This is a genomic window from Streptomyces sp. NPDC089915 (assembly GCF_040684675.1).
In the GTDB taxonomy this organism is placed as follows: Bacteria; Actinomycetota; Actinomycetes; order Streptomycetales; family Streptomycetaceae; genus Streptomyces.
The window spans coordinates 23,796-37,023 of record NZ_JBFBGN010000029.1 but is presented as its reverse complement, the minus strand read 5'-3'; the positions used below and the strand labels follow the sequence as shown (position 1 = coordinate 37,023).

General features: G+C 72.5%; 12 protein-coding genes. All 12 read left to right on the top strand.

What is annotated here, in order from left to right:
- The first annotated feature begins 57 nt into the window (after positions 1–57).
- The 12 genes from AB0O29_RS12190 (at position 58) to AB0O29_RS12135 (ending at position 13,159) form a co-directional block, all read left to right on the top strand.
- Positions 58–798 (top strand): type 1 glutamine amidotransferase domain-containing protein, encoded by a 741-nt coding sequence (locus AB0O29_RS12190; protein ID WP_365150061.1) that lies wholly within the window; start codon positions 58–60, stop codon positions 796–798.
- A 26-nt stretch (positions 799–824) separates the two neighbouring features.
- On the top strand, positions 825–2,309 hold the full coding sequence (locus tag AB0O29_RS12185; RefSeq protein WP_365150058.1) for an aldehyde dehydrogenase family protein: 1,485 nt from the start codon (positions 825–827) through the stop codon (positions 2,307–2,309).
- Positions 2,246–2,980: an NAD(P)-binding domain-containing protein gene (locus AB0O29_RS12180; protein ID WP_365150055.1), complete on the top strand. Its 735-nt coding sequence runs from the start codon at positions 2,246–2,248 to the stop codon at positions 2,978–2,980. The genes AB0O29_RS12185 and AB0O29_RS12180 overlap by 64 nt, the downstream gene beginning before the upstream one ends.
- A complete protein-coding gene (locus AB0O29_RS12175) occupies positions 2,971–3,492 on the top strand; it encodes a (2Fe-2S)-binding protein (protein ID WP_365150052.1) in 522 nt (173 codons plus the stop codon). Before AB0O29_RS12180 ends, AB0O29_RS12175 begins: the two co-directional genes overlap by 10 nt.
- Before the next feature lie 5 nt (positions 3,493–3,497).
- A complete protein-coding gene (locus AB0O29_RS12170; protein WP_365150049.1) occupies positions 3,498–5,900 on the top strand; it encodes a xanthine dehydrogenase family protein molybdopterin-binding subunit in 2,403 nt (800 codons plus the stop codon).
- A complete protein-coding gene (locus AB0O29_RS12165; RefSeq protein ID WP_365150046.1) occupies positions 5,897–6,724 on the top strand; it encodes an FAD binding domain-containing protein in 828 nt (275 codons plus the stop codon). Before AB0O29_RS12170 ends, AB0O29_RS12165 begins: the two co-directional genes overlap by 4 nt.
- 40 nt (positions 6,725–6,764) lie before the next feature.
- Positions 6,765–8,024 carry an MFS transporter gene (locus tag AB0O29_RS12160; protein ID WP_365150044.1) on the top strand — a complete coding sequence of 420 codons (1,260 nt, stop codon included), beginning with the start codon at positions 6,765–6,767 and terminating at the stop codon, positions 8,022–8,024.
- The gene (locus tag AB0O29_RS12155; RefSeq protein WP_365150041.1) at positions 8,021–9,472 is read left to right on the top strand and encodes an ATP-binding protein; all 1,452 of its coding nucleotides are present in this window, start codon (positions 8,021–8,023) and stop codon (positions 9,470–9,472) included. The genes AB0O29_RS12160 and AB0O29_RS12155 overlap by 4 nt, the downstream gene beginning before the upstream one ends.
- A 110-nt stretch (positions 9,473–9,582) precedes the next feature.
- Complete coding sequence (locus AB0O29_RS12150) at positions 9,583–9,924, top strand: nuclear transport factor 2 family protein (protein ID WP_365150039.1); 342 nt, start codon at positions 9,583–9,585, stop codon at positions 9,922–9,924.
- 82 nt (positions 9,925–10,006) lie between these two features.
- Positions 10,007–10,651 carry a TMEM175 family protein gene (locus AB0O29_RS12145; RefSeq protein WP_365150036.1) on the top strand — a complete coding sequence of 215 codons (645 nt, stop codon included), beginning with the start codon at positions 10,007–10,009 and terminating at the stop codon, positions 10,649–10,651.
- A 73-nt stretch (positions 10,652–10,724) separates the two neighbouring features.
- Positions 10,725–12,017 carry a transposase gene (locus AB0O29_RS12140; protein WP_365150033.1) on the top strand — a complete coding sequence of 431 codons (1,293 nt, stop codon included), beginning with the start codon at positions 10,725–10,727 and terminating at the stop codon, positions 12,015–12,017.
- Positions 12,017–13,159, top strand: coding sequence for an XdhC/CoxI family protein (locus AB0O29_RS12135; RefSeq protein WP_365150030.1), 1,143 nt, complete (start codon positions 12,017–12,019; stop codon positions 13,157–13,159). The genes AB0O29_RS12140 and AB0O29_RS12135 overlap by 1 nt, the downstream gene beginning before the upstream one ends.
- Positions 13,160–13,228 lie beyond the last annotated feature (69 nt).

Below are 13,228 nucleotides of genomic sequence, written 5' to 3'. Positions count from 1 at the left end.
CGCGTCTCCTTCGGGGGCGTGTTGAATCGGCAGCGAATCCAGAACAAGGAGAGAATCATGAGGATTCTCGTCGTCTTGACGGCAAAGGCCACCCTCCATCTCCTGGACGGGGAGCAGCACCCCTCCGGCTTCTGGGCCGAGGAATTCGCGGTCCCCTACACCCTCTTCCAGGCCGCCGGCCACACCGTCGACGTGGCGACGATCGGGGGCGCCACCCCCACGGTCGACCAGACCAGCATCGACCCGCAGTTCCTGCAGTACGTGCGCCCGGCCGGCTCGCCCGACGAGGACGAGGCCAACGCGGCCGAGTACGTCCGCGTGATCGAGCGGGCCCCCCAGCTCCGCAGCCCGCTCGCGATCGAGTCCCTCGGGGAGAAGGACGTCGCCGGCTACGACGCCCTCTACATCAGCGGCGGCCACGGGGCCATCGGCGACCTGCCCAAGTCCGACGAACTGGCGCAGCTGCTGCGCTGGGCCATCGCGCAGGACAAGCCGATCGCCACGGTCTGCCACGGCCACACCGCCCTCCTCGCGCTGCGCGACGGAGAGGGCCGCTGGCCGTTCGAGGGCTACCGGATGACGGCGTTCTCCCACGAGGAGGAACTGGTCACCAACATGGCCGGCCGGCTCCCGCTGATCCTGGAGGCCGAACTGACCAGACTCGGCGCCCGCTACGAGAAGGCCGACGCGATCTGGGACTCGCACGTCGTCGTCGACCGCAGGCTGACGACCGGCCAGAACCCCTACTCCTCCAAGGCCCTCGCCGAGACGTTTCTGCGGCAGCTCGACGAGGCCTAGCCCCCGCGACACCGGAAGGTGCAGCCATGACCAAGCGCGAGCTCAGCGGCCAGCCCCTGGCCCATCCCGGGAAGCTGTTCATCGGCGGCCAGTGGGTGCCGGCCAGGGACGGCCGTACCGAGCCGGACATCAGCCCCATCGACGGACAGGAGATCGTACCGGTGGCCCAGGCCGCCGCGACCGACGCGGACGCCGCCGTCGCGGCCGCCCGCGCCGCGTACGAGGAGGGTCCGTGGAGCCGGCTGTCCGCCCAGGAGCGCGCGCTGCGGCTGAACCGGGTCGGTGAGCTGATCGAACGGGACCTGGAGGAGATCGCCCTGCTGGAGACGGTGGACATGGGCAAGCCGTTCGCCTTCTCCAGCACCGTCGACGCGCCCATGGCCGCCCAGCTGATGCACTACTACGCGGGCGCGGTCACCCGGGTCGACGGCTCCTCCAGGGCCCCCGCTGGCGGTCAGCTCGCCTACACCCTGCGCGAGCCGCTGGGCGTGGTCTGCGCCATCACCCCGTTCAACTTCCCGCTGCTGCTGTCGATGACCAAGATCGCCCCGGCCCTCGCGGCCGGGAACACGGTCGTCCACAAGCCCTCCCCGGCCACCCCGCTCACCGCCCTGAAGATCGCCGAGCTGTTCCAGGAGGCGGAGATCCCCGACGGGGTGCTGAACGTCGTCACCGGACCCGGGGTGGAGCTGGGGGAGACCCTCACCGGCCACCCCGGCATCGACAAGATCGCCTTCACCGGCTCCACCGCCGTCGGGCAGTCGATCATCCGCAAGTCGGCCGGCACCCTGAAGAAGGTGACGATGGAACTCGGCGGCAAGTCCGCCAACATCGTCTTCGCCGACGCCGACCTCGACGCCGCCGAGGAACTCGCCTTCTTCGGCATCTACTACAACAAGGGCGAGATCTGCACGGCCGGCTCCCGGCTGCTGCTCCAGCGCCCCATCCACGACGAGCTGGTCGAACGCCTCGTCCGCCGGGCCGCCGCCCTCAAGCCCGGCGACCCGCGCGATCCGCAGACCCTCTTCGGCCCGCTCGCCCACCGGGCCCAGTTCGACAAGGTCAGCTCCTACATCGAGGTGGGCGAGAAGGAAGGCGCGGTGCTGCGCACCGGCGGCTCCGGCTGGACCCCCGAGGGGGCCTCCAGCCAGGGCCTGTACTTCCTGCCGACCGTCTTCACCGGCGTCGACAACGGGATGCGCATCGCCCAGGAGGAGATCTTCGGACCCGTCCTGTCGGTCATCCCCTTCGACACGGAGGAGGACGCCGTGCGCATCGCCAACGACAGCGCGTACGGCCTCGCCGCCGGGGTCCACACCAGGGACCTGCGCCGGGCCCACCGGGTCGCCTCGCAGATCAAGGCCGGCACCGTCTGGGTCAACTGCTACAACCAGTACGACCCCTCCGTCCCCTACGGCGGCTACAAGGCCTCCGGCTACGGCCGCGAGTGCGGCCCGGAGTCGCTGGAGAGCTACACCCAGACCAAGTCGGTCTGGATCGGCATGGACTGACGTACGGAGCGACGTACGGACCGACGTCCGGCAGCGCCGGACCGAGCGATCGAGGAGCCTCAATGCGGACAGGCGTCATCGGCACCGGGCGGATCGGCTCGACCCTCGCGAGGATCCTGGTGGCCGCGGGCCACGAGGTGGTCCTCGCCAACGGCACCGGGCCGGATTCCCTCGCCCCGCTGCTCGCCGAACTGGGCCCCGCCGCCACGGCGGCGCGCCCCGTCGAGGCGGCCGGCCGGGCCGATCTCCTGGTGCTGATGGTGCCCTACGCGAGCGTGCGCGGACTGCTGCCCCCGCACGTCGTGCAGGACAAGGTGCTGGTGGACTCCACCAACGCCTTCAGCGGCCCCGGCACCCCCGCCGACCTGGGCGGCCGCGCCTCCAGCGAACTGGTCGCCGAGTGGTATCCCGGCGCCCGGGTCGTGAAATCCCTGAACACCATGCATTACGAAACCCTCGCCGTCGCCGGGAAATCCGGAGAGGAACGCCTCGCCCATTACACGGCGGGTGACGATCCGAAGGCGAAGGAAATCGTCGCCGGAATCATCACCGATCTCGGATTCGCCGCCGTGGACACCGGACCGCTGCATTCCGGCGGAATTCTCCAGCAGCCCGGCGGCCCCCTCTTCAACCGGTCGCTCACGGAAGCGCAGGCGCTCGCATGGATCTGACACCCGCCCCCACCCTGACCCTCCACGTGAACGGGAGACCCGAGGAGTTCGCGGCCCGGCCGAGCGAACTCCTCGTGGAACGGCTCCGCGACGGACTCGGGCTGACCGGCACCAAGGTCGGCTGCGACACCGGCCAGTGCGGCACCTGCGTGGTCCGCCTCGACGGCAGGTCCGTCAAGAGCTGCCTGGTCCTCACCGCCTCCGCCGCCGGCTCGGAGGTCACCACCATCGAGGGGGTATCCGACCGCGGCGGGGAGCTGACCGGCCTCCAGGAGGCGCTGCGCCAGGAGCACGGCACCCAGTGCGGGTTCTGCACCCCCGGCATGGTCATGGCGCTGGGCGAACTCGTCGAGAACACCGCCCCGGGGCAGGCGCCCACCGAGCCCGAGATCCGCGAGTGGCTCACCGGCAACCTGTGCCGCTGCACCGGGTACCACAGCGTGGTCAGGGGCGTTCAGCGCGCCTGCTCCGCTCCCGCCGGATCCGCCGCGCCCGCGGCCGAGGGGCGGTGAGCGGGATGACCACCGTGACGGGGGAGAGCACCACCGACGGCGGCGTCCTCGGACGCCCGCTGGACAGCCGGGAGGACCCGCAGCTGCTGCGCGGCGAGGCCGTGTACGTGGCCGACATCGACCTGCCGGGCACCGCGCACATGGCCATCCTGGGTAGCCCGGTGGCCCACGCGAGGATCCTCTCCATCGAGACCAAGGCGGCCGAGCAGCTGCCGGGCGTCCTGAAGGTGGCCACCGCCGCCGACTTCACCGACGTCATGCCGCTGCCCTGCATCTGGATACCCGGCGGGGTGGAGAGCCACTTCCCGCCCCACCCCTACGGACTGCCCGGCGCCCGCCCGGTCCTCACCGGCGACGCCGTCCGCCACGTCGGCGACCCGATCGCCGTGGTCGTGGCCGAGACCCCGCGCCAGGCCGCCGCCGCCCTCGCCGCGATCAGCGTGGAGTACGAGCCGCTGCCCGTGGTCACCCGGGCCGACGAGGCCCTCGCCGAGGGCGCGCCGCAGCTGCACGAGGCCGTCCCCGGGAACCTCAACGCGTACTGGACCTGCGGCGACAAGGACCGCACCGACGCGGCCATCGCCCGCGCCGAGGTCACCGTGGAGCTGGACCTCGTCAACCAGCGCACCATCAACAGCCCCATCGAACCGCGCGGGGCCGTCGGCGACTACAACGCCGCCACCGGCGAGTACACCCTCTACGCCTCCACCCAGGGCCCGCACAACCACCGCTTCCTGCTCTCCGCGCTGGTCCTCGGCATCCCCTTCAACAAGCTTCGGGTCATCGCCCCGACCGTCGGCGGCAGCTTCGGCACCAAGGGCTACCTCTACCCCGACATGGCCCTGGTCCTGCTGCTCTCCAAGGCGCTCGGCCGGCCCGTCAAATGGGTGGACACCCGCACCGGCCTGATGAACTCCACCGTCCAGGGCCGCGACCACCGCCAGCACGTCACCCTCGCCGGCACCCGCGACGGCCGCATCACCGCCGTCCGCTGCACCAGTTACGCCAACCTCGGCGCCTACCCCTCCACCATCGGACCCGGTGTCGCCACCGCCCTGATGGGCCGCTCCATCACCGGCATGTACGAGGTCGGGGCCGCCTTCTGCGAGGTCTACGCGGCCTTCACCAACACGGTCTCCCTCGGCGCCCAGCGCGGCAGCGGCCGCGCCGAGGCCGCCTTCCTGATGGAGCGCCTCGTCGACCGCTACGCCGCCGAGATCGGCATGGACCCGGCCGAGGTCCGCCGCAGGAACCTGGTGCCGAAGGAGAAGTTCCCGTACGACAACGGCCTCGGCTGGACCTACGACTCCGGGAACTACGCGCCCAACTTCGAACGGGCCCTGGAACTGGCCGGCTACGCCGACCTGCCCGCCCGCAAGGAGGCGGCCCGCGCCCGCGGCAAGCGGCTCGGCGCCGGCATCGCCACCTACGTGGCCGTCTGCGGGGTCGGCCCCTCCACCCGGATGTCCAAGGAGGGCATGCTCGGCGGCACCTGGGAGAGCGCGAACATCCGCGTCCACCCCACCGGCGAGGTCACCGTCACCGTCGGCTCCGCCTCCACCGGCCAGAGCCACGGCACCGTCTTCGCGATGGTCGCCGCCGACGAGCTCGGCATCGACCCGGCGCAGGTCCAGGTGTACGAGGGGGACACGCTCAAGGCCCCGTACGGGCAGGGCACCTACGGCTCCCGCTCCTACAGCATGGCCGCCCCCGCGATCGCCCTCACCGCCCGCAAGATCAAGGCCAAGCTCGTCAAGGCCGGGGCCGTCTTCCTGAACGTCCCCGAGGACCGGGTCGTCTACGAGAACGGCGGCGTCCACGAGGCCGGTAACCCGGAGAACGCCAAGACCTTCGCCGAACTGGCCATGGCCATGTGGTACGGCTGGGGACTGCCCCCCGAGATCGAACCGGCCCTCGACGAGACCACCCACTTCGACCCGCCGGACTTCAACTACCCCTTCGGCACCCATGTCGCCGTGGTCGAGATCGACGAACTCACCGGCGAGACCGAGGTGGTGGACTACACCGCCGTCGACGACGCCGGGAACATCGGCAACCCGAAGATCGTCCACGGGCAGATCGAGGGCAGCATCGTGCACGGCCTGGGCCAGGCCCTGATGGAGGCCGCCGAGTACGACGAGAACGGCATCCTCATCAGCTCCGACCTCACCGGCTACGCCCTGCCCCGGGCCGCCGACGTGCCCTTCTTCACCCTCGACCGGACCGTCACGCCCTCCCCGCACAACCCGCTCGGCGCCAAGGGGGCCGGCGAGATCGCCACCGTGCCGCCCGCCGCCGCCGTGGTCAACGCGGTCGTCGACGCCCTCGCCGACCTCGGCGTCACGCACATCGACATGCCGCTGACCCCCGAGAAGGTCTGGCGCGTCCTGGAAGGAGGAGACCGGTGATCCTCGCCGATTTCGACTACGCCCGGCCCGCCTCCCTCGACGAGGCCATCGCCCTCCTCGCGGGCGCCCCCGGAGCCCGGGTGCTGGCCGGCGGCCAGAGCCTGCTCCCGGGGCTGCGCACCGGCGCCGACCGGGCCCGCCTGCTGGTCGACGTGCGCCACCTCGCGCCGCTGCGCGGCGTCGAGCGGGCCGGAGGGGAGCTGCGGATCGGGGCCCTGACCACCCTGGCCGAGCTCGCCGCGCACCCCCTGGTGCGCGCCGAGGCCCCGGAACTGGCCGCCGCGGCCCGCGCCAACGGCGACCCCCAGGTCCGCAACCTCGGCACCGTCGGCGGCAACCTCGCCGTCGACGGGCGCCCCACCGACCTGCCCGTCGCCGCCATCGCCGCCGGCGCCCGGGCCGAACTGGCCGGACCCGGCGCCACCGCCGAGGTCCCGGCCGAGGAGCTCGCCGCCTCCGGGGTACCCGCCGGCCGGGTGCTCACCGCCCTGCTGGTGCCCGCCGCCGGAGGGGCGGCCGCCTTCGAGAAGACCGCCGACCGGGCCACGCGGTACCCGCTGTGCGCCGCCGCGGTGCGGATCACCCCCGACGGACCGCGGATCGCGGTCACCGGAGCCACCCCCCGCGCCCTGCGCCTGCGCGGGGTGGAGGAACGGCTGCGCGGGGGCCCGTACACCACCGCGGAGGTGCTCGCGGCCTTCCGCGCCGAGCCCAGGGAGCTGTTCGTCCCCGGGCGCGGTACCTCGGCCGAGTACCTGGGCCACCTCGCGGGCGTCCTCACCGCCCGCGCCCTGGCCAGGGCGGCGGACCACAGCAGCGCCTGACGGCCCGCCGGGGCAGGGCGGGGGAGTGGAGTTGACCAGCGTGCGCGAACCGAACGAGACGACGACCACGGGAGAGACCCTCCACCCGGCGGGCCGCGCCGCGGCGCGGCCGAGACCGTCCGGCTTCTGGGTGGTGGGCTCGGTCCTCGTGCTGCTGATGCTCTCCTCCTCCGTTCCCTCCGCCCTCTACGTGCTCTACCAGCAGCGCTGGGGGCTGTCCTCCGGCGTCGTCACGGTGGTCTTCGCCGTGTACGCCGTCACCGTGCTCGCCGGACTGCTGCTGTTCGGGTCCCTCTCCGACACCCTGGGGCGCCGGCCCGTCCTCGGCGCCGGACTGGTCCTGGCGATCGTCTCCATGGGCCTGTTCGCCGGGGCCGGCGGGCTCGGCCTGCTGCTCGCCGCCCGCGCCGTACAGGGGCTGGCGGTGGGCCTGGCCACCGGGGCGATGGGCGCCGCCCTGCTGGAGCTCAGCCCGCGCTCGCGGCCCGCCCTCGGGGCCCAGGTCAACAGCGCGGGCCCGACCGTCGGCATCGGCCTCGGCGGGCTCGGGGCGGGACTGCTCGTGCAGTACGCGCCCGCCCCGACCGTGCTGAGCTACCTGCTGCTGGTCGTCGCCTTCGCGGCCACCCTGGTCGGGGTGGTCCGGATGGGCGAGAGCGCGCCCGGGGCCGGGGGCCCGCTCCGGGTGGTCCCGCACCGGATCCGGGTACCGGCCGCCGTACGGCGCAGGTTCGCCGTGCTGGTGCTCACGGTGGTGGCCGTCTGGACCGTCGGCGGCTTCTACCTCTCCCTCGGGCCGCACCTGGCCCTGTCCCTGCTCCACTCCACCAACTACCTGGCCGGCGGGGCCACGGTGGGCCTGCTCGCGGGCTCCGCCACCTGCGCCCAGCTGCTGCTGGGCCGCACCGAACCGCTGCGCACCGCCGTCCTCGGACTGCTCGGGCTGCTCGCCGGGCTGGCCCTGGTGCTGCTGGCCCTGGGCATCGGCTCGGCGCCCGTGTTCCTCGTCGCCACCGCCGTCCTCGGCAGTGGCTGGGGGGCGGCCTTCCTCGGCTCCTTCCGCGCGATCAGCACCCTCGCCGAACCGGAGCACCGCGGCGAACTGACCGCCGCCGTCTACGTCTTCGCGTACCTCGCCATGAGCGTCCCGGCGGTCCTCGCCGGACTCCTGACCAACATCCACGGCCTGCAGCGCACCTCGGTCGGGTTCATGGCGGCCGTCGCCGCGGTGTGCGCGCTGGCCCTGTTCACGACCCTGCGGCTGGCGGCCCGCACCAGGGCCGAGGGGAGCACCCTGTGACCACCGTGAGCACCAAAGAGCTGCGGACCGCCCTCCAGGGGCTGGAGATCTTCGCCGCGCTCACCGAGGAGCAGCTCGACTGGCTCGTCTCGGTCTCCCACCTGAGCGTCCTGGCCGACGGGGAGGTCCTCTTCCACGACGGGGACGAGGCCACCTGCTTCCACGTGCTGGTCTCCGGCGGACTGGTCGTCACCAAGGTCGTCGACGGCCGCGAGGAGGTCCTGACCCGGCACTCCACCGAGGAGGAGAGCGCCGCCGCCGAGGAACACGACGGCAAGCCCGCCGCCGCGCACCGCTTCACCGGGGAGCTGCCGCTGCTGACGGACGGCTCGTACGTGGCCACCGCCTCCGCGAGCGGCCCGGCGACCACCGTCGTGGCCTACCCGAAGGCGGTGTTCTTCGAGATGCTGACCCGCTGCAACGGGGTGGCCGCCGTGCTGATCCCGGTCCTGGCCTGGCGGATCAAGTCCTCCGAGGTCCAGGCCCGCAAGCGGGCCACCGTGGAGGCCCTCGGCACCCTGGCCGCCGGCCTCGCGCACGAGCTGAACAACCCCGCCGCCGCCGTGGCCCGCGCCGCGCAGGAGCTGGTGCCCGCGCTGGAGCGGCTGACCGCCACCGCGTACGGGTGGGGCGCGGCCGCCACCGACGCGGAGCGGGGCGTACTGGAGCACCTGGCCGGGGAGCTGGACCGGCTCCCGCCGCCGGAGACCACCGACCCGCTCGCCCAGGCCGACGCCGAGGAGGAGATCGCCGACTGGGCGGAGGAGGCCGGCGCGGCCCGGCCGGGGCTGCTCGGCTCCGGGGCCTCCGACCTCGGACTGGAACTCGGCTGGCTGCTGGAGCGGCTGGAGGGGATCGGCGAGGACTCGCTGCCCGCCGCCCTCGACCACCTGGCGGCGCTGCTGGAGGCCCGTTCACTGGCCGCCGAGCTGCGCGCGGCCGGTCCGCGCATCTCCCAGCTGGTCGCGGCCACCCGGGACTACGCCAACCTCGACCGGGCCCCCGAGCAGCGGTTCGCGGTGACCGACGGCCTGGAGAACACCCTGGTGGTGCTCCGCTCCAAGCTCACCGGGATCACCATCGTCCGGGCCTACGACCCGGACCTGCCGGACCTCACCGGCTACCCGGGGGAGCTCAACCAGGTGTGGACCAACCTGGTCGACAACGCCGCCGAGGCCATGGAGGGCGCGGGCACCCTGACCCTGCGCTGCTACGCCGAGGGCGTCTGCATGGTCGTGGAGGTCACCGACACCGGGCGGGGCATCCCCGAGGACGTCCTGCCGCGCATCTTCGAGCCCTTCTACACGACCAAGGACGTGGGCAAGGGCACGGGCCTGGGGCTCCACCTCAGCTACCGGATCGTGACCCAGCGCCACCACGGGTCGATCGCGGCCCGCTCCCGCCCGGGCGAGACCCGGATGCTCGTACGCCTGCCCCTCGCGGGCTGAGCGGCCCGCCACCGGATCGCCGTCCACCGGATCGCCGTCCCCGGATCCCCGGCCGCCGGAATCCGTCACCCCGCAAGCCGTCACCCACTCCCACCGAAAGGAAGTCGAACATGGCCAAGTACGACATCTCCGCGCTGCACCCGGTCTTCGTCCGCCAGATGGACGCCCTGGCCGCGCTGGACATCGAGGCGGTGATGAAGAACTACACCGAGGACGCCGTCCTGGTCCGCTTCGAAGGGGCCTCGGTGGGCATCGAGGCCGTTCGCGAGACGTTCACCGGCTATCTCACCCTGAAGCCCTCGCTCGTCGAACTCCAGGAGTACATCGAGACCGACGACACCATCTTCTACCGGGCGATCATGAACCTGAACGGCGCTCCTGAGCACGCGTTCGGGACACTCGTCGTCCGCGATGGCCGGATCTGGCGCCAGACGGCCGGCTTCGGCAGCTGACCGCCCTTTCGTGGGTAGCGTGGGCGGGGAGGGCGCAGGCGGCCCTCCCCGTCCACGCGCGTGGATTCGGGAAGGGGAGGTCATGGAGCAGGAAACCAACCGGGTGGAGGCGTTCAGCGATGGCGTATTCGCCATCGTGATCACCATTCTGGTGCTGGAGTTAAAGGTTCCGGAAGAGCAGGGATCGGCCCTGTGGCACGGACTCTGGGAGCAATGGCCGCACTATGCCGCGTATCTGGTGAGTTTTCTCATCATCGGCGTGATGTGGGTGAACCACCACACGATCTTCAGCCACCTCAAGCGGGTCGACCGACCGCTGTTGTTCCTGAATCTGTTGGTGCTGATGGTGGTTTCCGTGATTCCCTACACCACCAACATCCTCGCCGAGCACCTCATGGACGGGGATTCGGCCAACGTGGCGGCGATCCTCTACAGTGCGTGGACCGTCGTGTACGCTCTCGCCTTCCTCACTTTCTGGTGGTACGTGACCAAGGTCGGCCACCTCTTCCACGAGGCGGTGGACAAGGAGGGCGCCCGGGCCACAAGGGTCCGATTCGGACTGGGTGCGGTCGCCTACCCCTTGACCGTGATTCTGTCCTTCTTCTCGGCACCTCTCACTCTCGTCGCACACTTCCTGATCGCCCTCTACTACGCCGCGAACCAGATCCCCATCCCACTCGTGGTAGAAGAAGAGCGGCTCGAATCTGGCAGCGACCTCAGGAAGTAGCCGCAGGGCCCTACGGCCGTTCTGTGCGGTCAAGTAGGGTCAAGGTCTAGTCTGGTCGCGGGGGAGGCTCCAGATGGTTCGCGCAGTGCTGCCGGAAGATTCCGCTACGGAAATCTCCGAATTGATCGACGTATTGATCTCGCTTTTCTTCGAGTCTTTACCGCGGCGGGACCAGCGAAACTGGGCCCGCGTTTATCTCAATGGTCTGGTCCGGACCAGCGGGAAGAAAACCATCCGCAACATCGCGGGAACGGGGGCCAGTTCCGTAGAACAGAGCCTCCAGCAGTTCATCAGCAAATCCCCCTGGGACTGGACCCCGGTGCGCCGGTCCCTCGCCCAGCACCTCGAACGCACCGCCCGCCGCCCGCTGGCCTGGGTGGTGCAGCCCATGGTCATCGAGAAGGCCGGCGACCGCTCCGTGGGCGTCGGCAGGCAGTTCGTCCCGCAGCTCGGCCGCACCGCCAACTGCCAGCAGGCCGGCGGGATCTGGCTCGCCTCCAGCGAGGCCAGCTTCCCCGTCGAATGGACCCTCACCCTCCCCGGCCCCTGGACCAGCGAACTGCTGCGCCGCCGCCGGGCCGGGATCCCCGACACCGCACGCTCCCAGACACCCGCGCAGGATGCGGTGCACGCCGTCCAGCGCATGGCCGCGACCTGGCAGCTCCAGCGCCGCCCGGTCGTCATGGAGGTCTCCAACACCGACCTGCCCTCCGTCCTGGAGGCCTTCGCCCTCCAGGACATCCCCTTCGTCCTGAAGGTGGACGGCTCCCTGCCCGTCTCCTTCGGCGGAGCGGGCCGCCACAAGCCCGGCCCGTACACCGCGCCCGCCCGAGAGCTGATCGACTCGCTGCGCTCCCAGCGCCGCGTCGTCGAGTGGACCCGGCACGGCCGGGCCGAGGGAGCGGTCACCCTGCTCACCTCCGCCCACATCCTCGCCACCCCCGCCGAGGACCGGCCCGTGCCCGCCCCGCCCGCCCCGCTGCTCCTGATGGGCGCCTGGACCGAGGCGTCCCTGCTGCCCTCCGAGTTCTGGATCACCAACATCGGCGACCGGCCGCTCGCCCAGCTCTTCCTGCTCGCCAAGCTCACCGACCGGGTCGCCCTGGACTTCACCGAGACCTGCGAACCCGTCGGCATCCGCGACTTCGAGGGCCGCTCCTTCCGTGGCTGGCACCACCACGCCACCCTCGCCAGCGTCGCCCACGCGGCCCGGCTCCTCGGCACCGGCGGGCGGAACCCCGACCCGGTGTCCCTCGCCTCGCCCGCCCGCTACCCGGGCGGACACACCCCGGGCCGGCCCCCCGCCGTCCTGCCGCCGCGGCCCCTGATCCCCGGCCAGTCCGCGCGCCACGCGTTCATCCGCTGATGCTCGACATCGCCGGGCCGCTGCGCGGCTGGTGCGCCGAGCGCCGTGAGTTCGCCCTGGCCACCGTGGTCGCCGTCAGCGGCAGCGCACCCCGGGGGCCGGGCGCCAGCCTGGCCGTGGACGCCGGCGGCACCGCGCTCGGCTCCCTCTCCGGGGGCTGCGTGGAGTCCGCCGTCCACGAGCTCTGCCTAGACGCCATCGCCTCGGGCCGCGGCGGCGTCCACCGCTTCGGCTACAGCGACGACGACGCCTTCGCGGTGGGGCTGACCTGCGGCGGGGTCCTGGACGTGCTGGTCACCCCGGTGCGCGGACAGGACCCCGTACGGCCCGTGCTCGGCTCGGTGCTCGACGCCGCCGCCGGCGGGGGCCGGGCCGCGCTGGCCCGGGTGGTCTCCGGACCGCCCGGCCAGCTCGGCCGGGCCCTGGCCGTCCACGCCGACGGCTCCTGGGAGGGCGGGCTCAGCGGCGGGGCCGCCCTGGACCGGGCCGCCGCCGACCGGGTCCGCGCCCTGCTGCTGGCCGGGCGGACCGGCACCGCCGAGCTGGGGACCGCCGGCGGGCTGTGCGGCGAGCCGCTCACCCTGCTGGTGGAATCCGCCGCCGCCCCGCCCCGGCTGATCGTCTACGGGGCCATCGACTTCGCCTCCGCCCTGGCCAGCATGGGCGCCTTCCTCGGCCACCGGGTCACCGTCTGCGACGCCCGGCCCGTCTTCGCCACCCCCGAGCGCTTCCCGGGCGCCGACGAGGTGATCGTGGACTGGCCCCACCGCCACCTGGCCGCCGAACGGGACGCCGGGCGCCTGGACCCCCGTACCGCCGTCTGCGTCCTGACCCACGACGCCAAGTTCGACGTACCCGTCCTCGCCCTGGCCCTGCGGCTCCCGCTGGCCTACGTCGGGGCCATGGGATCGCGCCGCACCCACGCCGAGCGGACCGAACGGCTGCGGGCCGAGGGGGTGACCGAGGCCGAGCTGGCCCGGCTCAGATCGCCCATAGGCCTTGACCTGGGCGGACGCACCCCCGAGGAGACGGCCGTCGCCATCGCCGCCGAGCTCACCGCCGTACGCCACGGGGCCACCGCGGCCCCGCTGACCGGCGGCCTGAGCCCCCTGCACCACCCGTTCGGGACCATCGCCTCGTAGGAAAGGACCAGGCGGCCCGGAATGTCCTGGACGATCAGCCCGGGCGGTGTGAACGCCGGGCCGTGGGAG